18 protein-coding genes are annotated in these 25391 nt (G+C 73.3%); 12 read left to right on the forward strand and 6 right to left on the reverse strand.

Annotation, left to right across the window (positions count from 1 at the left end; all coding sequences use genetic code 11):
• Positions 1-10: 10 nt before the first annotated feature.
• From ACT4N7_RS03735 to ACT4N7_RS03745, 3 genes are read left to right on the forward strand one after another with little or no spacing between them, the layout of a single operon-like run.
• Positions 11-3295, forward strand: coding sequence for an ATP-dependent helicase (locus tag ACT4N7_RS03735; protein WP_444827141.1), 3285 nt, complete (start codon positions 11-13; stop codon positions 3293-3295).
• A gap of 58 nt (positions 3296-3353) precedes the next feature.
• Positions 3354-4400 carry a potassium channel family protein gene (locus ACT4N7_RS03740; RefSeq protein WP_444827142.1) on the forward strand — a complete coding sequence of 349 codons (1047 nt, stop codon included), beginning with the start codon at positions 3354-3356 and terminating at the stop codon, positions 4398-4400.
• Between the two features lie 29 nt (positions 4401-4429).
• Entirely contained in the window at positions 4430-4852 is a 423-nt protein-coding gene (locus tag ACT4N7_RS03745) for a hypothetical protein (protein WP_444827143.1), read from the forward strand.
• Between the two features lie 2 nt (positions 4853-4854).
• On the opposite strand, the gene ACT4N7_RS03750 is transcribed toward ACT4N7_RS03745, so the two are convergent.
• Positions 4855-5571, reverse strand: coding sequence for a neutral zinc metallopeptidase (locus ACT4N7_RS03750; protein WP_444827144.1), 717 nt, complete (start codon positions 5569-5571; stop codon positions 4855-4857).
• Between the two features lie 554 nt (positions 5572-6125).
• On the opposite strand from ACT4N7_RS03750, the gene ACT4N7_RS03755 reads away from it, so the two are divergent.
• The 8 genes from ACT4N7_RS03755 (at position 6126) to nudC (ending at position 15342) form a co-directional block, all read left to right on the forward strand.
• The gene (locus ACT4N7_RS03755) at positions 6126-7868 is read left to right on the forward strand and encodes a DUF2207 family protein (RefSeq protein ID WP_444827145.1); all 1743 of its coding nucleotides are present in this window, start codon (positions 6126-6128) and stop codon (positions 7866-7868) included.
• Positions 7869-7995: 127 nt separating this feature from the next.
• Positions 7996-9093: a WXG100-like domain-containing protein gene (locus ACT4N7_RS03760; RefSeq protein WP_444827184.1), complete on the forward strand. Its 1098-nt coding sequence runs from the start codon at positions 7996-7998 to the stop codon at positions 9091-9093.
• Between the two features lie 18 nt (positions 9094-9111).
• Positions 9112-9477 carry a YbaB/EbfC family nucleoid-associated protein gene (locus ACT4N7_RS03765; protein ID WP_444827146.1) on the forward strand — a complete coding sequence of 122 codons (366 nt, stop codon included), beginning with the start codon at positions 9112-9114 and terminating at the stop codon, positions 9475-9477.
• A complete protein-coding gene (locus tag ACT4N7_RS03770; protein WP_444827147.1) occupies positions 9474-9809 on the forward strand; it encodes a hypothetical protein in 336 nt (111 codons plus the stop codon). The genes ACT4N7_RS03765 and ACT4N7_RS03770 overlap by 4 nt, the downstream gene beginning before the upstream one ends.
• A 176-nt stretch (positions 9810-9985) precedes the next feature.
• Positions 9986-11416 (forward strand): hypothetical protein, encoded by a 1431-nt coding sequence (locus ACT4N7_RS03775; RefSeq protein WP_444827148.1) that lies wholly within the window; start codon positions 9986-9988, stop codon positions 11414-11416.
• 120 nt (positions 11417-11536) lie between these two features.
• Positions 11537-12820, forward strand: coding sequence for a M16 family metallopeptidase (locus ACT4N7_RS03780; protein WP_444827149.1), 1284 nt, complete (start codon positions 11537-11539; stop codon positions 12818-12820).
• A 127-nt stretch (positions 12821-12947) separates the two neighbouring features.
• Positions 12948-14303, forward strand: coding sequence for a M16 family metallopeptidase (locus ACT4N7_RS03785; protein WP_444827150.1), 1356 nt, complete (start codon positions 12948-12950; stop codon positions 14301-14303).
• A gap of 34 nt (positions 14304-14337) precedes the next feature.
• Positions 14338-15342, forward strand: coding sequence for an NAD(+) diphosphatase (gene nudC, locus ACT4N7_RS03790; RefSeq protein ID WP_444827151.1), 1005 nt, complete (start codon positions 14338-14340; stop codon positions 15340-15342).
• 13 nt (positions 15343-15355) lie between these two features.
• On the opposite strand, the gene ACT4N7_RS03795 is transcribed toward nudC, so the two are convergent.
• The 4 genes from ACT4N7_RS03795 to ACT4N7_RS03810 are packed head-to-tail and all read right to left on the reverse strand — an operon-like array spanning position 15356 to position 23499.
• Positions 15356-16627, reverse strand: a complete 1272-nt coding sequence (locus ACT4N7_RS03795) for a DUF2399 domain-containing protein (RefSeq protein ID WP_444827152.1) — start codon at positions 16625-16627, stop codon at positions 15356-15358.
• Positions 16624-20742: a TIGR02680 family protein gene (locus ACT4N7_RS03800; protein ID WP_444827153.1), complete on the reverse strand. Its 4119-nt coding sequence runs from the start codon at positions 20740-20742 to the stop codon at positions 16624-16626. Before ACT4N7_RS03800 ends, ACT4N7_RS03795 begins: the two co-directional genes overlap by 4 nt.
• Complete coding sequence (locus ACT4N7_RS03805; RefSeq protein WP_444827154.1) at positions 20739-21971, reverse strand: TIGR02678 family protein; 1233 nt, start codon at positions 21969-21971, stop codon at positions 20739-20741. Before ACT4N7_RS03805 ends, ACT4N7_RS03800 begins: the two co-directional genes overlap by 4 nt.
• Complete coding sequence (locus ACT4N7_RS03810) at positions 21961-23499, reverse strand: DUF2397 domain-containing protein (protein ID WP_444827155.1); 1539 nt, start codon at positions 23497-23499, stop codon at positions 21961-21963. Before ACT4N7_RS03810 ends, ACT4N7_RS03805 begins: the two co-directional genes overlap by 11 nt.
• A 102-nt stretch (positions 23500-23601) precedes the next feature.
• Between ACT4N7_RS03810 and ACT4N7_RS03815 the strand changes: the two genes are divergently transcribed.
• Positions 23602-24642: a cobalamin biosynthesis protein gene (locus ACT4N7_RS03815; RefSeq protein ID WP_444827156.1), complete on the forward strand. Its 1041-nt coding sequence runs from the start codon at positions 23602-23604 to the stop codon at positions 24640-24642.
• Here ACT4N7_RS03815 and ACT4N7_RS03820 read toward each other — a convergent pair.
• Positions 24548-25333 (reverse strand): SURF1 family cytochrome oxidase biogenesis protein, encoded by a 786-nt coding sequence (locus tag ACT4N7_RS03820; protein WP_444827157.1) that lies wholly within the window; start codon positions 25331-25333, stop codon positions 24548-24550. The two genes, ACT4N7_RS03815 and ACT4N7_RS03820, sit on opposite strands and share 95 nt — an antisense overlap.
• Positions 25334-25391 lie beyond the last annotated feature (58 nt).

Genomic DNA, 25391 nt, shown 5'->3' on the forward strand with positions numbered 1-25391 from the left:
GGGATCGGTCATGAGTCTGCCCCTGCCCGGTCTCGCCCTGGTCAACCCGCGCGAGCTGGCCTACGAACTCGGCCTGCCCGCGCCCACCGCCGAGCAGGCCGACGTCATCGCCGCGCCACCGGAGCCCGCGCTGGTCGTCGCGGGGGCGGGGGCGGGCAAGACCGAGACGATGGCGGGCCGCGTGGTGTGGTTGGTGGCCAACGGGTTGGTCACGCCCGAGCGCGTGCTCGGCCTGACCTTCACCCGCAAGGCCGCCCGCCAGCTCGCCGAACGCGTCCGCTCCCGGCTGCGCAGGCTCGCCGGGTCGAGGCTGCTCGACAAGCTCGACCCCACCGGCGAGCGCCGTGCCGCCGTGTTCGCCGGGGAGCCGACGATCCTGACCTACCACGCGTACGCGGGCAGGCTCGTCGCCGAGCACGGGTTGCGGTTGCCGGTGGAGCCGGGGGCGCGGCTGCTCACCGAGACCGCGTCCTGGCAGCTCGCCCACCGGGTCGTGGCCACCTGGAGCCAGGATCTCGACACCGACCTCGTGCCCGCCACCATCACCCGCTACCTGCTCGCCCTCGCGGGCGAACTGTCCGAGCACATGGTCGATGACGCGGTCCTCGCGCGGCACGCGGAGATCATGTGCGGGCTGGTCGAAGCCGCCCCCCGGGCGCCCCGACAGCGGGCGGACATGTCCCAGGACTTGCAGAAAGTCCTTGTCACCCAACGGTTTCGGGTAGCTCTGCTGCCGCTCGTGGCGGCCTACGCCGACCGCAAGCGGCGGACGGGGGCGGTCGACTTCGGCGACCAGATGTCGCTGGCCGCCCGGCTCGCGGCCGGGCACGTCGAGGTCGTGCGGGGCGAGCGCGAGCGGTTCGGCGCAGTGCTGCTCGACGAGTACCAGGACACCGGGCACTCCCAGCGCGTGCTGCTCCGATCGCTGTTCGGCAGTTCGCTGGAACACCCGAACGCCAAGCCGATGACGGTCACCGCCGTCGGCGACCCGGCGCAGGCCATCTACGGCTGGCGCGGCGCCAGCGCGGCCAACCTGCCCCGGTTCACCACCGACTTTCCCCAGCGCGACAACGGAAAACTACTTCCCGCCGCGCGCTACGGGCTGCTCACCAGCTTCCGCAACCCGCCCGAGGTGCTCGATCTCGCCAACGCCATCTGCGCCCCGCTGCGCGCCCAGGGCATCGAGGTGGACGAGCTGCGCGCCCGCGACGACGCGCCGCCGGGTGACATCCGGTTCGCCCTGCTGTCCGATGTGGACACCGAGGTGCAGTGGGTGGCGAACCAGGTCGCCGACCGCTGGTACGCCACCATCGAGGAACGGGAGCAGCCGCCGACGGCCGCCGTGCTCGTCCGGCGCCGGGCCGACATGGCCGACCTGGCTACCGCCCTGCGCGAGCGCGGTCTGCCGGTCGAGGTGGTCGGCCTCGGCGGGCTGCTGGACGAACCCGAGGTGCGCGACCTGGTCAGCGCGCTGCGCGTGCTCATCGACCCGCTCGCGGGCACCGCCGCCGCCCGGCTGCTCACCGGCTCCCGTTGGCGCGTCGGTGCCGCCGACCTCGCCGCGCTCTGGCGCCGCGCCGGGGAACTCGCGGGCGCCTACGCCACCAAGCCCGCCGACGCGGGCCCGCTCGACGTCCTGCCCGGCGAGGGCGCCGAACAGGCCGGGCTCGTCGACGCGATCGACGATCCCGGCCCCGCGCAGGCGTACTCCGAACTCGGATACCACCGCATCCGCGCGCTCGGCGCCGAGCTGACCATGCTCCGCCGCAGGCTGGACCAGCCGCTGCCGGAACTCGTCGCCGACGTCGAGCGGACCATGCAGCTCGACATCGAGGCCACCGCCCGCCGGGGCGGCGCGGGCCGGGCGCACCTCGACGCGTTCGCCGACGTCGTCGCCGATTACGCCCGGGCCAGCCCGTCCGCGAGCCTGCCTGCGCTGCTCGACTACCTGGCCACCGCCGAGCAGGCCGAGGACGGCCTGGAGCCCGGCGAGGTCGAGGTCGCGGAGGACCGGGTGCAGATCCTCACCGTGCACTCGGCGAAGGGCCTCGAATGGGAGGTCGTCGCCGTGCCGCACCTGGTCAAGGAGGTCTTCCCCAGCTCGCGGCGCGGCGGGAGCTGGCTGCGCGCGGTCACCGAGCTGCCTGCCGACCTGCGCGGCGACGCCCAGGACCTACCCAAACTGGCCCTGGAGAGCGCCGAGAACCGCAAGGACGTCGAGCTGGCGCTCAAGGCGCACAACGAGGACTTCGCCGAGCGCGGCCTCGTCGAGGAACGCAGGCTCTGCTACGTCGCGCTCACCCGGTCCGAGCGCGTGCTGCTGGTCTCCGGCCACTGGTGGGGCCGCACCGGCACGAAGCCGCGCGGCCCGTCGGAGTTCCTGACCGACCTCGCCGAGCACATCACCGAGCGCGGGTGGCCGCCCGACGTGCTCGACCTGTGGGAGCCCGAGCCCGTCGACGGCGCGGACAACCCGCTGGCCACAGCCGTGAAGTCGGCCAGCTGGCCCGCCGACCCGCTGCGCGACCGACGCCCCGACGTGGCGATCGGCGCCGCGCTGGTCCGCGCCGAGCTGACCGCACTGCGCGACGGCGAGGAAGCGGGCGACGACCCCGACGACCCCGATGGCTGGGTCCGCGACACCGACGTGCTGCTCGCCGAGCGCGCCGCGTTCGCGGGCCGCCGCGAGCAGGTGACGCTGCCCGACCAGCTCTCGGTGAGCCAGTTGGTCGAGTTGGCCGCCGACCCGGCGGCGCTGGCCCGGCGGCTGCGCAGGCCGCTGCCGTACCCGCCGAACCCGGTCGCCCGGCGCGGCACCGCGTTCCACGCCTGGCTGGAGCGCCGCTTCGGCTCCCGCGCCCTGCTCGACCTGGACGAACTCCCCGGCGCCGCCGACGACGACGCCGCCCCCGACGAGGAACTCGACGCCCTGCGCGAGGCGTTCCTGCGCAGTGACTGGGCCGACAAGGTGCCGCACGAGGTGGAGGTGCCGTTCTCCACCGAGATCGACGGCATCGTCATCCGCGGCCGCATGGACGCCGTGTTCGCCGAACCCGGCGGCGGCTGGACCGTGGTCGACTGGAAAACCGGGCGGCTGCCCGACGACGAGCGGCTGCCCGCGCTCACCGTCCAGTTGGCCGCCTACCGGCTGGCCTGGGCCGGTCTGTCCGATGTGGACGTGACCAGGGTGCGTGCCGCGTTCCACTACGTCCGCCAGGACGCCACCCTGCGCCCCGCCGACCTGCTCGACGCCGATGGAATCCGCGCCCTGCTCAGAACCGTCCCCGACGCCTGAGGGCACGGGCAGGGGGCTAACCTTCCGCCGTGGATCGGATATCGCTGGGAAGCACAGGATGAGCAGGCCGCGGCCGGTCCGCGCCGACACCGACCTGTCCGGCATCATCCGAATGCCGGAGAGCCGGGTCAGCCCGGTCACCTCCATCATCCGGCGCATCCTCTGGGCGCTGCTCGCGCTGTCCGTGGCCGTGTCCCTGGTCTACTTCGACCGCGACGGCTATCGCGACCTCAACGACGACGGCATCTCCCTGCTCGACGCCGTCTACTACGCCACGGTGTCGCTCTCCACCACCGGCTACGGCGACATCACGCCGGTCAGCGACTCCGCGCGGCTGATCAACATCCTGGTGATCACCCCGCTGCGCATCCTGTTCCTCATCGTCCTGGTCGGCACCACGCTCGCGGTGCTGACCGAACGCTCACGCCAGGTTTTCAAGATCCAACGCTGGAGGTCGAAGGTGCGGGACCACGTGGTGGTCGTCGGCTACGGCACCAAAGGTCGCTCGGCGGTGAGCGCGGTGCTGTCCGACGGCGTCGAACCCAGCCGGATCGTGGTGGTCGACACCGACCAGGCGATGCTCGACGCCGCGTCGCTGCTCGGGTTGGTCACCGTGCACGGCTCGGGCACCCGGTCGGACGTGCTGCGGGTCGCCGGGGTGCCGCGGGCGCGGTCGGTCGTCGTCGCGGCGAGCCGGGACGACTCGGCGGTGTTGATCACACTCACCGCGCGTGAGCTGGCGCCCAAGGCGCAGATCGTGGCCGCCGTGCGCGAGACCGAGAACGTTCATCTGCTGCGCCAGTCCGGCGCCAACCAGGTCGTCGTGTCCAGCGAGACGGCGGGCAGGCTGCTCGGCATGGCCACGCACACGCCGACCCTGGTCGACATGGTCGAGGACCTGATCACCCCGGACGAGGGGCTGGCCATCGCCGAGCGCGAGGTCGAGCCGAGCGAGGTCGGCGGCTCGCCGCGGCACCTGTCCGACATCGTCCTGGGTCTGGTCCGCGGCGGGAAGCTGTACCGGGTCGACTCTTCCGGGGCCGACGCGATCGAGGTCGGCGACCGCCTGCTCTACATCCGCAAGGTCACGCCCGCCGACGACTGACCCCTTGCGCGGTCTGCGACGATCCGAGAGTGCGTGTGCCGCCGGGATTCCAGGGGCCCGCCGCCAAGGTGGCTGGTGTGGCGGTGTTCGCCGTGTTCGTGGCCGTTCTCATCGCGCTGACCGGTGCGCTCGGGCTGTGGTCGAGCGCACCGCTGACCCATGCGCGGACGACGGCCACCGTCGTCACCGGCGTCCCGTGCACCCCGCCGGGGGCCACCGAGGAAGTCACCTACAGCCGCGACGGCGCCGAGCGTCGCGCGCCGCTGGATGCCTGTGGACACCAGTCCGGCGAGTCGGTCGAGATCGCGGTGCGCGACGACGACCCGGTGGTCCACCTCGCGCGGGCGACGACGGGCGCGGCCACCGACGCTCGGCCGATGGGGCTGGTCCTGCTGGTCTTCGCGGGCATCGCGGGCGCCGGATTCGTCGACCTGTGGCGTCGGGCGGCCTGACGTCAGGCCACGTCCTGCGGGCGGGCCGCCCACGTGTTGCACGGCGCGGTGCGGTTGTTGGTGAACCCGTGCTCCTGCCACGCGCCGTAGTGCTGGGGCGATCCGTGGTCCGCGGGCGCGCCCTGCTTCCAGTCGCCGCGGGTGTAGCCGTCGGCGAGTACCTCGCGGATGACCTTGTCGTTGACCGAGCCGCCGCCTTGCTGGCCGCCCGCGAACCACATGCCGCCGAAGCACTGCGCCTGCAGCTCCGAGCGTCGTGACAGCTCCAGCCCGGCCGCGGTCTGGTCGCCCGCCTCGTACCGGGCGTCCCAGTAGGTGTCGGAGATGCCTGACAGCGCCTGGATGTGGTGTCCGAACTCGTGCGACAGCACGCCGAGGTAGACGCCGGACTGGTTGCCGTAGAGGGTGGTCTGCAGGCCCTCGAACGGCATGTAGATGGTGTTGTTGCGGGAGCAGTAGAACGCCGACCAGGTCGCCCCGTTCGCCGAGCCGCACGGGCTCTCCCACTGGTTCCCGGTCGGGAACTGCAGGCCGGGGGTGCGGTAGGGCAGGTTCGCCCGGGCCATGACCGGCGCCCACGCCTGCTCCATGCACGGCAGCGCGGCGGTGAAGAAGTTCGCCGCGCTCCGCGGGTCGGTGCGCCACGCGGGCAGCGTGCAGGTGACCACGCTGACGCCGTTGTTCGGGCTGTGCACCGGGTTGTCGGCCAGCGCGAACACCGGCCGCGGGCCCGCGGGCGTGGTGCGGGTCGTGGTCGTCGGGGTCGACCGGGTGGTGCGGGCTGTCGTGGTCGTGGTCGTGGTCGTGCGCGTCGTCGTGTCGGGCGCTCGGAAGTCGAGTACGGCGCGTAGCTCGTGGTCGGGTACGAGTAGCCGACGTCGCCCGCGTTCGGCTTCTTCCTGGTGAGCTGCATCGTGCCGAACACACCCGCGCCGACCAGCAGCAGCGCGACGACCATGATCGCCGTGATCGGCCCGGCGTTGGACTTGCGGGGCATCGGCGGATACGGCTGAACCCACTGCGGCGGCCCGTACTGGGGCGGGCCGTACGGGTAGGGCGCGGTCTGCTGACGCGGGGGGTAGCCCGGGGCGGGCGGCAGCGGCTGGACCCGCGGCGGCGGCGCCACCGGCCTCGGCGGCGGATACGGCCCGTGTGGACGCCACGGCCCCACTGGCGGCTGAGTCATCGTTCCCCCGGTGTCGAGATCCCCGGGCCCGACCGTTTTCGGCGGACCGCCGGTGAGCATATTGGCGCTCGGCTATCGTTCGCCGGCGTGTTCACCAAATGGGGGGTGGCCGCCACGGTGTTGGCGGCCGGAGTCACCTTCACCGCTGCTCAGCCGTCGTTCCCGGCGCCGCCGTCGGACGCGCCGAGTATCGGATTCCCGGTGCCCAAGCCCGGCCCGGTCGGCACGAGGACGCCGCCCACCATCGACCCGATCCCGCCGACGGCGACCGAGGGCAGGCCGTCGCGACCGCCGGGCGTCGGCAGGCCGGTGCTCCCGCGCAGTGTGAACATCCAGCTCAAAGTGGAGCGCGACGGCAGCCTGACGGTGGTCGAGCAGGTCATCGTGCAGGCCCGGGGGTCGATGACCCGCACGGCGCCGCTGCGCGTCGGCGACCGTGTGTTCACCGTCCGGGACGCGACCGTCGAGGGCAACGGCACCGCCGAGGTCAGCGGCGACACGTTCACCATCCGGCTCGGCGAGGGCGCGACCACCGTCAAGTACACAGTGGACGGTGCGATCGCCGACTTCGGCGACCACCTGCAGTTCCGTTGGCAGGTGGCGAGCGGGTGGGACACCAAGCTGGTCTTCCTGCGCGCCTCGCTGCTGACTCCCAAGCAGGGCCGCGATTTCGTCTGTCTGGCGGGCCCCGCGGGCACCGAGCGGCGCTGCCAGTCCGCGCTCACCGACTCCGGCGGCGTGCTGCGCGTCATCCAGTCCGATTTGGACTCCGGGGCTCGGGTCGACCTCGCCGCCGACCTGCCGCCGGGCACCGTCCCGGTCAACGCGCGGTTCGAGCGGTCCGCGGGCGTGGCGGGTCCGTTCGCGCTCACCCCGCTCAGCGGTGCGGGCCTGGGCCTGCTCACCCTGCTGCTGCTCGGCGGGTTCGCCGCGCTGTGGTTGGCCCGCGGCCGTGACACCAAGGCCCTGGTTACCGAGGTCGGCCCGGTCGACGTACTGGTCGGCGACGGGGACCGGGTGGCCTTCGCCTCGCCGGACGGGGTGCTGCCCGGCCAGGCGGGCACCGTCGTCGACGAGCGGGTAGACGCGCGCGACCTGAGCGCGACCGTGGTCGACCTAGCCGTCCGCAACTACCTGTGGATCGCCGAGGTCACCGGCGACGACTGGCAGCTTGTCCGCCGCAACCCTGCCGACGACGCGCTGACGGCCTATGAGCGCGCCGTCTACCGCGCGCTGCTGCCCGAAGGCGCCGAGTCGGTCACCGTGTCCACGCTGCGCGCCACGCCGCCGGACGTCTCCGCTGTCCGCGCGGCGGTCTACACCGACGCTGTCGCGCACGGCTGGCTCGCCCGCGGGCCCGGCCGTCTGGTCGTCGTCGGCGTCGTGCTGGCCGTGCTGGGCGCGGGGGTCACGGCGGCGCTGGCGTTGACCGCGGCGCACGCGCTGCTCGGCGTCGCGCTGGTGATCGGCGGCATCGCGCTGGCGCTGGGGGCGCGGCTCTTGCCCGCGCGGACCAGGCGCGGCAGCGTGCTGGTGCAGCAGGTCCGGGGCGTCCTGGGCTACTTGCGCGGGGCGCGTCCCGACGCGGTGCCTGCCGCCGACCGCGAGCTGGTGTTCTCCAGGTCGCTGCCCTACGCCGTCGCGCTGGGCGAGACCGAGCAGTGGTTGGCCAGGTACGCCGGGCTCGACGCCGCCGCGGACGGCACGCCGGGGCTGTACTGGTATGGCACCCAGGACGAGACCTACGACCAGGCCCGGTTCGCCGCGCGCTTCCAGGCATTGCTCGACGCCCTCGACGGAGTCTTCGACAGCCTTCGCACGACGCGGTGACCTGAACAGGCCATCGCCGACCGTTCCGCCTGTGCGGACGTGCACTCTGCTGACAATCGGATCGGCTGGGGAGTGGGTAATGGTCGTCGCTGAGCCGTCGGGTCAGCTCTGGAGCCAGGTCAAGCCCATGATCGGCGGCTGGCCGGACAGCGACGAGGACCAGCTCACCGCTGTCGCGGGCGCATGGGACGCGGCCGCGGGCAGCGCGCAATCGGCGCTCGACAGCGCCAAGGCGTCGGCCACGGCCACTGCCACGTCCTGGCTGGACTCGGCGGGCAGCACGCTGGCCACTGCCTTGAGCACGCCGACGCAGACCACCCGCGTCAAGGACGAGTTCGGCAGGTTGGCCGGGCAGACTCGGCACTTCGCCGGAGCCGTCCTGGCCACGAAGTCGGCGATCGCCGACACGATGGCGCTCAACGAGCATCTGTACCAACTCGCGCTCGTACTGCCGGGGAGCGCCTCGCAACTGTTTGTCACCGCCGTCGCCGGACACCTGAACGGCGTGATCGACCAGCAAGTGGCCGAAGTGGCGGGCTACTCGTCGGCGCACCCCGCCGCCTATGCGCAAGGCGAGCCAGGCGCGGCGGACCTGGCGGCGGCCCGAGACGTGTTCTTCGGCCAGCCCCCGCCCGGCGCGCAGCGCATGATTCTGCAGACCGGCGCCATCGTCCCCGGGGGCGGGGACGGGATCATCGTCAGCCGCTTCTTCATCGCCGACGAGGGAGCGGCGTTCGGCCTCCTGCACGGGGATGGTCGCGGCCCCAGCACCGATCCGAATGCCGGTCACCGGTTCTCGGTCGCCTGGGACACCCGTACCGGGGAGGTCAGCCTCACTGTCCTGCCGAGCACCAGGGCGTTTGAGGACCACCCGATCGGTGCCCATCCGATCAACACCGACCCGGGCGGTTCGCCCAACAACTTCATCGTGCACGAGGCCGGTCCCGACCGGCTGAACGTCGAATACAACGTGCTCAACAGCGGCGTTCCGGTTCCGGTCGGCGAGGCCAACGGGCGACTGTTGATCGAGTTGGAACCGGACGGCATCCACGTGAGCAACCGAGGCGACGACTACCCGGACGGCGAGTTCATCCAGTACCGCGACAGCGGCACCCGGCTCCTGGGCAGCAAGGAGATGTCGCCGTGGAAGGAAACCTCACCGGTGATCAGCGACGCGTTTCCCGGCCTCGGACAGAACGGCCACACCCGATCGGCGCCGCGCTGACGCGGGATGGGGGACCTGATGAGCGGCGGGCTCTACGACGACTACGCGCAGCTCGCGCGGGACGTGCGCGAGACGCGGCGGAAGCTCGATGAGGCGTCGGCCATCGCCTATTCGGATGATGGCCTGGTCAGCGTGACGGTGAGCGGCCGGGGCGAGTTGCTGACGCTGGCGCTGGACCCGCGGATCTACCGCGGCACCGACTCCGCGGCGCTGGCCTCGACCATCAAGGACACCCTCGCCGAGGCTGTCGAATCGGCCCGGCGCCAAGCGTTCGAGCACTGCCGCCCGTTTCTGCCCAGCACCGCGCGGGTGGACAGCACTGACGTGGTGTTCGACCCCTTCCTGCACCAACTGGACCGACAGATGAACGGGGACCCGACATGAGTGACGTCGGTGGCGTGTCGATGGCGCCCGCGGAACTGGGGGACGCCATGCGGCTGCTGTCCGCCGCGGGGGAGCGCTTCGGCGTCGAGTGGCAGAGCCACCAAGGAGTGATCAGCGCGGGTGAGGGTGCGATCGGCGGCGGCAGGCTCGCGGCGGCGTTCCGGCCGAACTACGGGCCTGCCGCCGAGTCGGTGCGGGCGGCGGCCGGGCGCATTCCCGGCGCGTTCGGCGCGACCTCGGCGGCAGGCACCGCGTCGGCGACGGAGTACGTGGGCACCGACGCGGACGCGGCCAGGCAGTTCGCCGGTGTTCGGTCGATGGGCCTGCGCTAGCGCGTATCCGATCACCTGCGGACACGGAATATCGCTAGTGATCTTGATCGCGTTACCCCGTTTGAGCAGCGAAAACCTCATTCGGGGGGCGCCTGGCGGACCTATCGATACACGGGGTACCGTTCGCCCACTTTCACCGTCAACCATTCACTCGAATGGTGTTCTGGGGAGGCTCGTTGCTCACCACAGTGACCCGTGTCGTGTTGGCGGCCGCTGTCGGCCTCACCATGGCCGCCACCTCGCTGCCCGCCGCCGCTCAGGAGCAGCCCGCCGAGTCTTCGGTCGTGGCGCAGCCCGAGCCTGCCGACCCGGTCGAGGTTCCCCAGCCGACGATCACCAGCGCGATCGCCGTGTGCGACGGCGGCAAGTCTGGCGTCGAGGTGATCATCGAGGACCGCCTGGAGCCGTACAAGGTCATCCTCAAGGGCTCCGACCTGCCCGCCAGGGAGACCGAGTTCGACGAGGACCACGCCGTGCACCGGACCGTGTTCAGCCCGGTTCCGGTCGGCGAGTACACCGTCGAGATCGAGGGCGCCGACTCGGCGGCCGACGGCGTGCCGGTCGTGGTGAAGCCGTGCGCCGACCTCGACCCGGGCAAGGGCGAGTTGGACATCGAGGTCCAGTGCAAGGCAGGCTGGGGCCTGGTCACCTTCGTCGTGGCCAACCCGGGCAGCGACGAGGTGCGCACCTTCGCGCTGGAGATCCACGGTTCCCCCGCGTACGAGAGCATCGAGCTGGCGCCGGGCCTGTTCCTGCGCATCCACGAGAACCTCTTCGACGACGGCGGCTACCAGGCCGTCCTCACCGGCGACGGTCTCGCCGAGCCGCTGGTCCGCGAGTTCGCGGTCAAGTGCGCGGCGGAGAACGCCCCCGGGCTGGGCACCTACGCCCAGTGCGACGACAAGGACGACGTGACCACGCCCGCCGTGGTGTGGGTGGAGATCGCGAACCCGAACCGCGCGGCTGTCGACTACACGGTCAAGGCAGGCAAGGCCAACAAGACTGTGAACGTGGCGGGCGGCGGCAACGGCAGCGTCGACCTCGGCGGCTTCCCGGCGGGCGACTACCCCGTGACCGTCCTCGGCTCCGACGGCACCGAGACCGTGACCGGCGTCGCCGTCGACCACTGCGCCGACGTCGAGATCGACGAGGACGGCCTGCAGATCGCTGTGCGCTGCGTCGACGGCAAGTCGATCGTGACGGCCCGCTTCTTCGCTGTCGGCCCGTACCCGGCCACCCGCGAGTTCGGCGTCGACGGCTCCGCCCGTTACGACGAGACCGTGGAGTTCGCGGGCGACGGCCCGTACCAGTGGACGCGGCACACCGGCAAGTTCGAGGACGGCACCTACACCGCTCGGCTCACCGGCAGCGGTCTGGAGACTGTCGAGCAGTTCACGGTCGCCTGCGTCCCGACAACCCCGCCGGCCACCACCCCGCCCGTCACCACGACGCCCGCTCCGCAGGGCAGCGCGGGCCCGTCCACCGACGACAGCCTGCCGGTCACCGGCGCGGCGGTCGGCGGCATGGTCGCGCTCGGCCTCGCCGCCCTCGGGCTCGGCGGCTTCCTGGTGATCGCCGCCCGCCGCCGCAAGACCAGCACCGACTGAGCCGGTCCGACGGCCACCTTCGGGTGAAGGTGGCCGTCGGATTCCAGTGGCCGGGATGAGTCATCCACAAGCGAACGTTCCGCGTCCCACGCCGTCGCCGCCCTCCCGTACGCTCGCCTGGTGACGGTTTCCGAGCTGAACAGGTACACCCTGTCCAACGGCCTGCGCGTCGTGCTCGCCCCCGACCAGACCTCCCCGGTCGTCGGCGTGTGCGTGCACTACGACGTGGGTTTCCGGTCCGAGCCCGAGGGCCGGACCGGCTTCGCGCATCTCTTCGAACACCTGATGTTCCAGGGCAGCGAGAGCCTGGAGAAGCTCGCCCACTTCCGGCACGTGCAGTCCTCCGGGGGCACCTTCAACGGCTCCACGCACCCGGACTACACCGACTACTTCGAGCTGCTGCCGTCCGCCGCGCTGGAACGCGCCCTGTTCCTCGAAGCCGACCGGATGCGCGCGCCGAAGCTCACCGAGGAGAACCTCCGCAACCAGATCGACGTGGTGAAGGAGGAGATCCGGCTCAACGTGCTCAACCGCCCGTACGGCGGCTTCCCCTGGATCCTGCTGCCGCCGGTGCTCTACGAGACCTTTCCCAACGCGCACAACGGCTATGGCGGCTTCGAAGACCTCGAAAACGCGACCATCGCCGACTGCGCGGCGTTCTTCGACACCTACTACGCCCCGGCCAACGCCGTGCTCACGGTCGCGGGCGACTTCACCGTCGAGGCCGCGCGCGAGCTGATCGAGAAGCACTTCGGCGACGTGCCCGCGCGCCCACGCCCGCCGCGCCCGTCGTTCGCCGAGCCGCCGCCCGCCGCCGAGCTGCGCGCCGACCGGCCCGACCGGCTGGCCCCGCTGCCCGCGGTCGCCATCGGCTACCGCATCCCCGACCCGATCGAGGAGATCGACGGCTACATCGCCACCCTCGTCCTCGCGGGCGTGCTCGCCGACGGCGACGGCTCCCGCCTGCAGCAGCGCCTGGTCTACGGCGACCAGCTCGTCACCGACGTGAACGCGGGCTGCGGGCTGTTCGGCCCGTTCGAGGCCCGCGACCCGGACACCTTCACCATCACCGCGATCTACTCCCCGGACGTCTCCGTCGACCAGGTCCTGGCCACCGTCGACGAGGAGCTGGAGAAGCTCGCCAGCACCCCGCCCGCGGCCGAGGAACTGGCCAGGGTCACCGCCCGCTGGCTGGCGAGCCTGCACAAGGAACACGACCGGCTGGTCAGCCGCACCCTCGCGCTCGGCGCGTTCGAGCTGCTCTACGGCAACCCGGCGCTGGTCTACGAACTGCCCGAGCGGATCTCCGCGGTCACCCCGGACGCGGTCTCTGCAGCCGCCAAGGCGTTGCGGCCCGACGCGCGCGCCGTGCTCACCATCACCCCGGCGGGAGCAGGCGAGTGACGCACGCGCCCGACCGCCCGGCTCGCCTCGTCGGGAGCAGGCGAGAGCCGACCAGCCCTGGCCCCGGTGTCCTCAGTGGACAGACCGGCCCCGCCAGCCCCGCCACCGTCTTCGCAGGAGGAAATCCGTGAGCCGCACCGCCGAGGAGATCGGGCGCACCGTGCGCGGCCCGCGCCCGCTGCCACCCCTGGGCGAGCAGCGCGCGGCCACCAATCTGTCCGCAGTGGACACTGTGCTGCCCAACGGCCTGCGCGTCGTCGTCGTGCGCCAGCCGACGGTGCCGATGGTCGAGTTGCGGCTGCGCATCCCGTTCGCGGGCGACGATCCGGCGCACGCCGCCCGCGCCGAGGTGCTGGCCGCCACCATCCTCACCGGCACCGCGCGGCGCGACCGTGTCACCGTCGACACCGAGTTGGCCCTCGCGGGCGGCGAACTGGCCGCCGCGGTCGACCCGGAGCTGCTCTCGATCGGCGGCAACGTCCTGGCCGGCGGTTTCGACACGCTGCTCAACGTGCTCGCCGACGCGCTCACCGGCGCGGTCCACCGCGACGACGAGGTCGAGGGCGAGCGCGGCAGGCTGATCGAGCGGATCACCGTCGCCCGTTCGCAGCCGAGCATCATCGCCCGAGACGCCCTGCAGAAGCACCGCTACGGCGACCACCCGTTCACCCGCGAGATGCCCGAGGCCGCCGACGTCGCCGTGGTCGAGGCCGACCACGTGCGCGCCCTGCACGCCGCCGCGCTCCTGCCGCGCGGCTCGGTCCTGGTGCTGGTCGGCGACCTCGAACCAGAGCGTGCCGTCGCGGACGTCGCGGCGGCGCTCGGCGGCTGGCAGTCGGCGGGCTCGGCGTCGGTGTTGCCGCCGCTGCCCGAGGTCCCCCCCGGCGACCTGCTGCTGGTGAACCGGCCCGGCGCCGTCCAGTCCCAGCTTCGGCTGTCCGCCAAGGGAGTCGTCCGCACCGACGCGCGCTACCCGGCGGTGCAGTTGGCCAATCTCGCCTTCGGCGGGTTCTTCTCCTCCCGCCTGGTGGAGAACATCCGCGAGGACAAGGGCTACACCTACCACGCCCGCTCCTACCCGGAGTTCACCCCGAGCGGCGCGACCCTGCTGGTCGACACCGACACCGCCAGCGCCGCCACCGCGGGCGCGCTGCTGGAGATCCGCTACGAACTCGGCAGGCTGGCCGTCAACCCGCCCACCGAGTCCGAGGTGGAGACCGTCCGGCAGTACGCCATCGGCTCGCTGCTCACCGCGACCTCGTCGCAGGGCGGGCTCGCCTCCCAGCTCGCCGCCCTCGCCGTCCTCGGCCTCGGCGTCGACTGGCTGGTGGGGCATCCCGAGCGGCTCAAAGCGGTCACGGTTGACGAGGTGGCCGCGGCCGCCCTGGAGTTCTTCGCCCCGGCCCGGTTCACCGGCGTCATCGTCGGCGACGTGGAGAACCTCGCCACCCTGCAGGCCCTCGGCGGCGTCCGGCTCCCGTGACCCGACCGCGTTCGCGAAGCCAGGTGATCCCGTCATGACGACCGACGTCCGCGAAGAGCCGTTCCAGCTCGCCGTCCTCCCGGCCCTGTCCCGCTCCACCGTGGAACGCGACGAACCGGTCCGCAAGGACGACGCCCGCCTCGTCGAACTCTGGTCGAGCGGCCAGGTCGTCCTGGTCGACCGACTCGGCCGCACCCCCGTCCGCGACGGCGCGACCACCCTCGCCCTGCGCCCCGGCGCCGCCATCAGCCCGGAGCGCCCGCCCGAGGCCATGCTCTTGGGCGAGGACGACGGCATCGCCTACTGGGCGCTGGGCGCCACGGAACCGTTGCGCGACACCATCGCCCCGCCGCCCAACGCGTGGGGGCTGTGGCCCGGCGCCGTCTCCGCGGCGGGCGAGGAGTGGCACGACCTGCGCGGTATCGGCGCCTTGCTGGACGACACGGCCGCCGGTCTGTTCACCACCGCGGTCGCCCTGGTCAACTGGCACGCGCGCGCCAAGTTCTGCGCCAAGTGCGGTTCCCCGGTCGCCCGCGCCGCCGCGGGCTGGGCCACCCACTGCACCGGGTGCGGCCGCGAGGAGTACCCCCGCACCGACCCGGCCGTCATCTGCCTCGTGCACGACGGTGTCGGCGTCAACGGCGACCACGTCCTGCTCGCCCGCCAGCCCATCTGGCCCGCGGAGCGTTACTCGGTCCTCGCGGGGTTCGTCGAGGCCGGCGAGTCCCTGGAGGCGTGCGTCGAGCGGGAGATCGCCGAGGAGGTCGGCGTCACGGTATCCGCTATCCGGTATCTGGGTAGTCAGCCGTGGCCGTTCCCGCGCTCCATCATGATCGGCTTCGCCGCCGTCGCCGACCCCGCGGCCCCGCTCACCCCGGCCGAGGGCGAGATCGAACACGCCCACTGGGTCTCGCGCGCCGAGGTCCGCGCCGCCCTCGACGCGGGCGGTGAGATCGAGGGCCTGCGGCTGCCCGGTCCCACGTCGATCGCCCGCCAGATGCTCGCGGGCTGGGCCAACCCCGACACAGCCGAACGCTGATCCGGCGCGGCTGTCAGCGGAGGTCGGCGAGGAGCAGGTCGATGACGACCTCCTCCGGTACTGCCCACCCGGCCCGCAACGCCGACGCAAGCTCGGTGTCCCAAGGGGTCGGGCCCGGTTCGGCGCCCAGCGGCGGCAGGTCGACGCCCTCGCGGCGGGCGAGTTCCAGGGCCTCGCGGTAGTCGGCCGCGCCCATGCGCCACGGCGCGCCGCCAGTCAGCGGCAGGACCTGGCTGGTGATCAACAAGCCCGCGCGGTCGAAGTCGCCGTGATACCGGATGACGGCACCGGACGAGGCCAGGCGCGACAGCAGTTGGCGCGCGACGGTGCTCAGATGACCTGACACGCACACGAGCGGGTGGCGGATGCCGGAGTCGATGACCGCCTCGACCACGCGCGGGTTCTCGCACACGGCGACAACCGTGCCCGGCGCCACCAGGGCCGCCGGTGCGGCCCCCAGATCGCGCAACGTCACGTGCGAGGGCAGCCCGTCGGCCGTCCGCTCGTGCAGGGCGCGGGCCCAGGAATCCGTTCCCGCCCAAGGCATCGCCCAGCACAGCACCGGCGTCGACACGCCGTCCGGCGCCACAGCGCAGCGCTCCCACAGCGTCCGTTCGTCGGCCGCCGTCCGGGGGAAGTCGACGCCGTGGGCCAGGGCGGCGGCGCGCAGCACCAGCCCGGCCAGTTTCCGGCCCCGGTCGAGGTCGTACGCACCGCCGCCGTGTCGGGCGGACAGGGCGGCGCGGGTCGTCCACTCGGCGGGGACGGTCTCGGGGTCCAAGTTGATCCGCGCCAGGATCATCGCCGCGCGATTCGCGGGCTCCGCAAGGGATTCCGGCGCGATCTTCGCGTAGCGGCGCACGTGGTCGATCCAGTACGGCGCCCACGCCCGCGCCGACAGTCCGGCCGAATCCAGTGCCCGCCCCAGAATCTCGTCGGTCCAGTCGCGGCGCTCCGCCTCGACGGAGCGGTGCACCGGACTGAACTCCGCCGGTTCGCCCTGCACGGCAGCCAAGACATCCGTCAGTCCACAGTGGAACGTACTGGCGCGCAGCCGGGCGTCCAGGTCGGCCACCAGGATCGTCGTGCCCACGCCCGCGGTCAGCGCCGCCCGCGCGGGCGGGTCGCCGAACGCGCCGAGCAGCGTCGACACCGCTTCGGCCGCGCGGGCGTCGGGCGCCTTGTAACCCAGCTTCACCTGCCCGCGCGCCACCGCCTTGCGCGCCTGCCGCCACAGCACCTCGTACTCGGGGCGCCCGAACTCACGGCGCAGGTCCTCGGTCACGGGTCGTCGCGCTCCAGTCCGGCGCCGTCCCAGGTGGTGTGCGTGCACGCCACGCCGTGGCCGGACTTCGGCCGCAGCACGTCGTAGATGTGCATGCGCGGGATGCGGTCGGACACCCCCCAGCCGCTGGGCCAGGTGATGATCCAGTCCATGTCCAGGTCGACCAGCAGGCCGAGCATGCGCGCGATGGTCGGGTCGTCGAGGCGCTCGAACGCCTCGTCCAGCAGCACCAGCCGCAGCGGCGACATCTGCGAGGTGGCGGCCAATCCGGCCGAGATGGCGCCGTAGAACGCCGCCGCGGCAGCGAAAAGTGTCACATACGAGATGAGCCGCGTCTCACCGGAGGAGAGTTGGCGCAGCCGCCGCGAGCGGGGTTTGCCGTCCGGGCCGGTGTCGCGCACGCGCACGGTGAACGCGAACCACGACCGGTAGTCCAGCGCCCGGGCCAGGATCTCGGTGTAGCCGCCGGACGCCGAGTCGCGCTCGGCCTCGATCCGCTCGGTGAACACCTGCTGCAGCCGCGCGTCCTGCTCCGGGGTGCGCTGCGCGAAGGGCATCCGCAGCAGCCGCAGAGCCTCCACAGTGGACTCGTCGAGCCAGGCCGCGGGCTGCCACTCCAACTGCACGTGCACGCCCTGGCTGGACCGCGCGGTGTCCAGCACCTCGTTCATCCGCCGCGTCAGATCCTCCGCCACCGAGATCTGCCCCGAGAGCCGCTCGGCCAGCTCGCGCACCAGGTGCAGCGCGAAGATCCCCTGGTACCGCTCGGTCAGGAAGCCGCGCCGCTCGGCGAGCCGGGTGGCGACCCGCCGCGCCGCCACGGCGACCGGGGCCGGGCCCTCCTCGGCCGACACCACCACGGTGAGGATGCCCGCGTGCCGCTCGGGCAGCACGTTGTGCGTGCCAGCGAGCGAGCTTTGCAGCGCTTGCAGCCTGGTGAGCGCGTTTTCCTCGGTCGGCAGCCGCTTCGCTTGCGCCACAGCGGTTTCCAGCAGTGCGTAGGCGTCGGCGTCCTCGGCGGGCCGGTCGTCGTCCACCGCCGCGGGCCACACGCCGGGCGCGGCCAGCGCGTCGGCGAACGCCCGCGCGGCCGACTCGGCGCCCGCGCGCTTGCCGTCGATCTCCGCGCCGCGCGTGTCGAGCAGGGTCTGCGTCCGCACGACCCGGTTCGACAGCTCGCCCGCCGCTTTCCGCGCCTCGGGCAGTTCTTGGCGCGCCGCCAGGCGCTGCCGCTCCAGGTCGGTGAGCTGGCGGGCTACTTCCTCGGCCGCGCCGCCGATCGCGCCGGTCAGCTCGGACAGCGCCGCCGCCTCGCGGTGAAACGCGCGGCACTTCTCGTCGGCGACCTGTTCGGCCGTCGTGCGGTCGTCCACGGCCGCGTTGTGGTCGTGCAGCGCCTCGACCAGATCGCGCACCGTGCCGACGCACCGCTTGCCCAGCGCGTCGCGCAGGCTCTCCGCCGAGCCGCGGGCCTGCGTGGCGGCGCGGTGGGCCTGGCGCAGCGCCTCGGTGTCCGGCGGCAGGTCCGCGGCGCCCGCGTCCTGGGACAGCTCGGTCTCCATCGCCCGGATGCGACCGTCGGCGGCGACGTGTTCCGCGCGCCGCCGGTCGGCCTTCGCGGTGCTCTCCGTCGCGATCCGCTCGGCCTCGGCGGCGGTGACCCGCGCGCCGATCACCGCACGGTCGTCGGGGAACGAGTCGAGGTGCCGGTCCCAGCCGTCCACGGTCCGCGCCCGCGCGCGCAGCTCCGTCTCGGCCGCGGACAAGTCTTCATGCATCCGCTCCAACGCTGCCGCCAGCTCGCCGATCGCTCGCTTGCGCGCCGCGTCCCGGGCCCCGGCGCCGACGAACTCGGCGTCCGATTTGGACAGTGCGCCGCCGAGCACGCCCGCGCGCCACCGGCCGGACGGCCACACCGCGAGCCCGGCGTGCTCCGCGCTGTAGGACACCGCGCGAAGCAACGCCGCCACGGTGTCTGCCGACACCGGGCTTTCCGGTTCCACCGCGGGAACCAGCGCCGCCGACAGCGGGTTCGGCGCCGCCGCACTGTCCACAATGGTCAGTACGTCGGCCAGGTCCGGGTCGGCCATGCCGTTCGCCGTGACCCACGCGGTGAGCAGCCCACTGGCCTGCAACGCCGCCTCCAGGCCCGCGCGGTCGGCGCCGCCGAGCCCGTCGGCGAAGTCCACCAGCCGGTAGAACGGCGCGCCCGCGGCGGGATCGCGCTCGGCCGAGGCGTACGCGGGCGGCGGGGGAGTGGCGTCGACGCCCTTGCGCAGCTCGATCAGCCGGGCCTGCGCGTCGGTGATCCGCTCGACCAGGTCGTCCACGACCTGGCGCGCGGCCACCACCTGCTGGCGCAGCGCCGACAGGTGCGGGGTGGCCCACTGCCGCGCCGCTGTCCGCGCGGTCCGGGTCGCGTCCGCGCCCGCCCGCACCTCGGCGGGCGTCGGCGGCTGCGGCGGACGCGGCGCGTGCACCTCGGCGAACGGGCCCGCGCCCGTCCACGAAACGGTGTGCTCGCACCACGTCTCGACGGCCACGCCGAACCGCTGCCTAGCCTCGTTGCGCCGACCCGCCGCCTCCGTTGCCTCGATCTGCGCCTCGCGCGCCTTGACCTGCACGGTGTCCAGGTCTTGCCGGTCGCGGTCGAGCCGGGCCGACCGCTCGTGCAGCGCCATTGCCAGCGCGGCCCGCTGGGCGACTACGGAACCGACATCGGCGACCCGCGCGGCGGCGGCGGACAGCGCGGCGTCGAGTTCGTCGGGCGCCAGCTCCGGCGGCGTGCGGCGCTGGATCTCCAGCGGCTCGGCCTCCGGGTCGGGCTTGGCCCGCACGCGGTCGGACTCGGTGCGCGGCACCGGTTTCGGGGCCGCGGGCAGGCTCGGGCAGAGCGCCGGGTCGAGACCCGCGGCGGTCAAGCTGTCCATTGTGGACTTCGCCTGCTCGGTGGCGTCGGAGATGTCGTCCCCCAGCCTGCGCAGGACGGTCAGCACTGTCTCCACCGCGCGGTCGGCGTGGTTGCGCTGGGTGGCTGCGTTGTCGAGGGCGGAACTCGCCGCCTCCCGGGTGCGCTCGACCAGCTTCTCCCGGTCCTGCAAGTCGCGCATCCCCTGGTAGGCGGGCAGCGATTTGAGCGAGTCGATGCTGGTCTCCAACTCGGCGTCGCGCTCCTCCAGGTGGCGCACCTGGGCCTCGGCGTCGGTGTGCCGGGCGCCGTCGGCGGTCAGTTTCCCTTCCAGCTTGCGGAGTTCGGCGCGCGCGCTGTCCAGCGTGCGGCTCGCCGCGTCCGCGCGCCCGCCCGCCGCGTGCAGCGCGCCGAGTGCATAGCCCGAATAGCCGGACAGGAACGCGCCCATCGCCTCGTCGGCCGCGCTGAGCCTGTCGATGTTCTCCCGGATGGACTCCAGGTCCTCGAACGAGGTCGCCAACTGCTCCACCACACCGATGTCCAGCGGCGGCAGCGCGTCGCAGAGGATCTGCTCCAACTGTCCATCTTGGACCTTGAGGCCGATGTCCGGGTTGCGCAGCGTGCGCTGCAGGTGCAGCAGATCGCCGTAGCGCCCGCCCGGCACGCCGTAGACCGTCTCGGCCACCTTCGCGCGGAACGCGGCCTCGTCGTAGACCCGGTCCGCGCCGAGCGCGTCGCGCAGCGCGGCCGGGCCGAGCGGCACCCGGTCGGCCGAGGCGAGCTGGAAGTGCGTGCCGACCCGCGCCGGGGTGACAAACCGCCACGAGTCGCTGATCGCCTGCGAGGTCGCCGACGCCTTCACGCCGATACCGCAGGTCAGGTATTCCTCCATACCGTCCATAGTGGACCTGTGCAGCTCGATCCAGGCGTAGCCGATGCGGTTGGGGCCGCCGTCGTAGTCGTCGAGCATGAGCCTGCGGATCGACACCGTGCCCGCGCCCTTGGACCCCAGGTAGCGCAGGTCGCCGTCGAGGCACAGCGGCAGCAGCAGCTCCAGTGTGCGGGACTTGCCGGAACCGTTGGTGCCCTGGAAGATCGCCCGCCCGCCGGAGAAGTCGAAGGTCTGCTCGCGGTACTGCCAGATGTTGACGATCCCGCCGCGGTGCAGCCGCCAGCGGCCGAACACCGCCTCCTGCTCGGTCACGATTGCCCTTCCTCGTCGAACAGCGACCAGCCCGGCTCCGGCGCCTCGGGCACCGGCCCGGCGGCCTTGGCCGGGGTGTCGTCCGGCCGCGGCAGCCAGCGGTGCGCGGCCGGGCTGATCAGCCAGCCGTCGCCGTCCGGCCGCGCCAGCGTCAGCTTCACCAGCAGCTCGGCCACGGCCGCCACCAGCGCGTCCAGATCCTCGGTGGCCTGCCGCGACCACGCCGCCGGGTAGTCCTCGACCAGCCGCGCGCACACTTCGCGCAGCGCGGCAGGCGACACCGGCACCCGCCCGTCCGGCCGCCGAGTGTCCTCTTCGGACTCTTCGGACTCGCCGAGCAGTTCCGGCAGCGCCAGCAGCGTGATCCGCGCGACCGTGCCGGTGGACGGGAACACCACGTCGGTCAGGTATTCCTCCGGGTCGGTCACCGCGACACCCTCCGCGCGGGTCTCGGTGATCAGCCCGAAACAGCGCTCCAGCAGCACGGATTCGCGGCGCTGCCCGCGCAGCAGCCAGTCGGCCTCGGCGGGCGGCAGGTCGGCGTACAGCGTCACCGGGTTCTCCACCAGCCGCCTGCGCACCGCGTGCTCCGTGCCGAGCTGCCCCGGCGACGCGGCCAGCGTGATCAGCTCGCCCGCGGTCTCGGCCTCGCCGAGCGGACCGGCCAGGAGCTGGCCCAACAGGTCGGTGTGGATGGTGATCAGCGCCTCGGCAGGCGACTCGCCGATCAGCCCGGCGACCGTGCCGTCGGTCTCGGTGATCACGCCGAGGCCGATGAGGTGCCGCAGGGCCGCGGTGAGGGCGCGCCGGTCGCCGATGTCGTCGGCCGCCGTGATGTCCACTTCGGACGCCGTGGCGCGGATGTCGGCGACCAGCCGCGACAGCAGCACCTGCTTGCCGACGCCGGTCAGCGCGGCCATCGTCAGGCAGACATACGCGTATGCGCGCGGCGACAGCGCGGGCTCGCCGCGCGTGGCGTCGTCGCCGGGGCCCGCCTTGTAGAGCCGGGCGAACCGCCGCTGCACCACCAGCCGGTAGCCGAGCAGCGCGGCGAACATCTCCTGCAGTGCCACCCGGTGCCGGTAGACCAGCGGCAGCAGGTCGCCGTCCGGGCCGCCGGGGCGCAGCAAAGGGTGGCGCAGCAACACTTTCGCGCACCGGGCCACGTTCGCCGCGTCGATGTCGGACAGGCCGCCGAGCACGTCCGGGCGCTGGGTCCTAACGGCCACCGCGCACCTCCGTGCGCTCGCGGCTGATGCCCAACACGGTGTCGCACAACGTCAGCGTGCCCGCCGCGCTGCGGATTCGGGTGGTGTGACCGGGTTCCGGGGTGAGCGTCAGCGTCAGGCCACGCACCTGGTCGGTCGCCGCGCCAGGGGCGGCCGCGTCCTCGCGCTGCGCCATGGCCAGCGTCAGCAGCTCGCAGAGCGCGCCCAGCGCCGCACCGGACAGCGTCGCGTCGGCCAGGTCCGCCGCCGCCAGCTCGGCTGACGCCGCCTCGCGTTCCTCGTCGGCCTCGCGCGCCTGCGCCAACAGTCCCTGCTCGGTGATCGGGTCGTCCATGATCCGCGACGTGCGGCCGCGCGCGCCCCGGTCGCCCCGGCCGCGCACGCTCACCGACACCTCGACAGCCGGGCCGTCCGGCCACGGCGTGTGCTCGTCGTCGCCGTCGTGTTCCGGCGCGGGCAACAAGTTGCGCGCGGAGTACAGGCCGAACGCGGCCGCGTAGAGCGCGTGCGCGTGCTCGGGGTCCGCGGCGTCGAACCAGCCCGCGAGCTTGACCAGCTCGGCGCGCCTGCTCGGTAGCAGGCCGCCGCCGGTGGTGGCCCGGCGGACCGTGGCCAGGAGAGCGCCGATAGCCCGCGTCGTGGCGTCGCGCAGGGCGGTGACCTGGCTCGGGTTGCCCGGCCGATCGGCGAACCAGTCGGTCAGCTCCTGCCAGTCGGCCTCGCCCCGGCCCCGGGTGCGCTCGACGGCCGCGCCGAGCTGCTCGGCCGGGCGCAGCAGCCGCAGCAGCTCGCCCCGCGCGCCGCGCAGCGCGGACAACGTCGCCGCGATCGTCGGGGTGTGCCGCAGCACGTCCTCCACGACGAGCTGGATGTACTCCACCAGCAGGTTGCGGAAGCCCGCGATCTCCTCGGGCGCGAGGTGGTGGCGGGTGAGCACCTGGCCGAGGTAGGCGTAGAAGTCGCGGACCGTGGCCGCCAGCTCCGCGTGCTGCAGGAACAGCGTGGTGACCCGCTCGGCGAGCTGCTCGCGCCCGCGTCGGGCGGAGACCGAGCCGGGGGCCTGCTGGTCGCGCGCGGACGCCGTGGCCAGCGCCTCGCCCAGCTCGCCGAGGCCGCGCTCGATCGCGGGCAGCAGCTCGCGGGAGACTTCCCGCGCGCCCTCGGGCACCCGCAGCAGCTCGTCCACATCGCGCTGCACGCGCACGGCCAGCTTGCCGACCTGGTAGCGCATGCTGCCCTGCTGGAACTCCGCGATGCTCGCCGCGATCGTCTCGCGGCGGCCGTGCACCAGGTTGCCCCACTCGACGAGCTGGCGCAGCCGCGGGATCACCACGTCGATGTGCGACTCGCCGATGTCGACGCGCCCGTCGCGCTCGGCCGCCGCCAGGCCCGCGGACACCTCGCCCGCCGACAGGTCGGCCAGCAGGGTGGAGGTGAACAGCCGCATGATCGCCATGTACGTGCGGTGGTGCTCGCGGGGCTGCAGGTAGGCGTAGAGCTGGAGCCTGCGTTCGGTGTCTGACTCCACGGCTGGCCACGATAGCCCGCGCCACCGACACCCGCGCACCCCGGCCGCGGCCGCGGCGATACCGTTCCCCCTTCAGGGGGAATTCGGTCGAGGAGGGACCCAGTGGCGGTGGCGCGCGCTATCGGACTGCTGCTCGGGGCCGCCGCGGACGCGGCCGTCGGCGATCCCCGGCGCCTGCACCCCGTGGCCGGGTTCGGTCGCGTCGCCGCGCAGGTCGAGCGGGTTCTGTACCGCGACCACCGGGCGCCAGGAGCGGTCTACACGGCCACGCTGGCCGGGGGCGCGATCGCGCTGGGCGTCGCCGTGGAACGCGCCGCGCGCCGCAACCCGGTGGCCCGGGTCGCCGCGACCGCGCTGGCCACCTGGGTCGTGCTGGGCGGCCGGTCGCTCGCCGCGGAGGGCGCGATGATCGGCAGACACCTCGACGCGGGGGCCGTCGAGGACGCCCGGGCGCGGATGCCGAACCTGTGCGGGCGCGACCCGCACTCGCTCGACGCCGCCGCGATGGCCCGCGCCACGGTCGAGTCGGTGGCGGAGAACACGTCCGACGCGGTGGTCGCGCCCCTGTTCTGGGGTGCCGTGGCGGGCGTGCCGGGCCTGCTCGGGTACCGCGCGGTGAACACCATGGACGCCATGGTCGGCCACCGGTCGCCGCGCTACCGCCGGTTCGGCTGGGCGTCGGCCCGGCTGGACGACGCCGCCAACCTGGTGCCCGCGCGGCTCGCGGCCGCGCTGACGGTCGCGGGTGCCCCCGTTGTCGGCGGCAACCGCCGCGGTGCGTGGCTGGCCTGGCAGCGGGACGCCTCGGCGCACCCCAGCCCCAACGCGGGCCGGGTGGAGGCGGCGTTCGCGGGCGCCCTGGAGGTCCGCCTCGGCGGCCGCACGGTCTACCCGCACGGCGTCGAGGACCGGCCGGTACTCGGGGACGGCCGGATGCCCGACGCGGGCCATGTCACTCGGGCGGTCGAGCTGTCCCGGGTTGTCGGCGCGCTGACTGCCGCTGTCGCCGCACCACTCGCCCTGCTGTTCGGCCGTCGTGGCCACCGCACTAGGCGTCCGCGCGCTCTTTCGCGTCGTCCTCGGCCAGGATCTCGGCCACGGACCGACGGCGGACCGGCTTGTCCAGCGCGCCGCCCGGCTTGATCTCGCGCCAGGTGAAGTAGCACAGGCCGAGCAGGGTCATCACGCCGAACGCGATCCACTGCAGGGCGTAGGACAGGAATGGGCCCGCCGCCAACTGCGGCAGCGGCAGCGCGCCGAGGACGCCCGGTGAGCCTTCCTCAAGCTGCAGGTAGCCCGGCCGGATCGGCACCCGGGCAGCCGCGCCGACCGTGCGTGAGTCGACGGCGTAGACCTGGGTACGGCCGTCGTCGCGGAACGCGGGTCTGCGCTGCGGGTCGGTCTCGTCGGTGCGGAGCCTGGCCACCAGGTCGACCCGGCCGCTGGGCGCCGCCGCGAACGGGGGCACCCGCACGCCCTCCACCGGCCGCACGAACCCCCGGTCGACCAGCACGACGTCGCCGGTGCTCATCCTGAACGGGGTCAGCACCTCGAACGCCGCCGCGCCCTGCACGGTGCGCAACCGCGCCAGCGCCTCGGCGTCGGGCAGGTAGCTGCCGGTGAGCGTCACCCGGCGCCAGTCGGCCCGGTCCACGGTGTCGATGGCCGCCGGGCCCGCGTCGAACGAGGCTTGCACGGCGTCGTTGGTGGCCTTGCGGTCGTCGTGGCGGCGGAACTGCCATGGCGCGAGCAGCGTGAAACACGCCGTCGCGAACACGACGACGACGAGCGCCAGGAGCAGCCAGCCCGGGCGCAGCAGCAGCTTCAACCGCACTCCCCAACGGTAAGCCAGGCGCGCCCGCCCAGTGCATGCGGACCCGGCAGACCGGGGG

Source organism: Actinokineospora sp., from assembly GCF_052390155.1.
Classification (GTDB): domain Bacteria; phylum Actinomycetota; class Actinomycetes; order Mycobacteriales; family Pseudonocardiaceae; genus Actinokineospora.

What these genes read in the sequence shown, in the direction of transcription:
- ACT4N7_RS03770 (WP_444827147.1), top strand. Translation starts at nt 9,474, where the DNA reads ATGAGTGACGTCGGTGGCGTGTCGATGGCGCCCGCGGAACTGGGGGAC.
- ACT4N7_RS03740 (WP_444827142.1), top strand. Translation starts at nt 3,354, where the DNA reads ATGAGCAGGCCGCGGCCGGTCCGCGCCGACACCGACCTGTCCGGCATC.
- nudC (WP_444827151.1), top strand. Translation starts at nt 14,338, where the DNA reads ATGACGACCGACGTCCGCGAAGAGCCGTTCCAGCTCGCCGTCCTCCCG.
- ACT4N7_RS03760 (WP_444827184.1), top strand. Translation starts at nt 7,996, where the DNA reads ATGATCGGCGGCTGGCCGGACAGCGACGAGGACCAGCTCACCGCTGTC.
- ACT4N7_RS03735 (WP_444827141.1), top strand. Translation starts at nt 11, where the DNA reads ATGAGTCTGCCCCTGCCCGGTCTCGCCCTGGTCAACCCGCGCGAGCTG.
- ACT4N7_RS03765 (WP_444827146.1), top strand. Translation starts at nt 9,112, where the DNA reads ATGAGCGGCGGGCTCTACGACGACTACGCGCAGCTCGCGCGGGACGTG.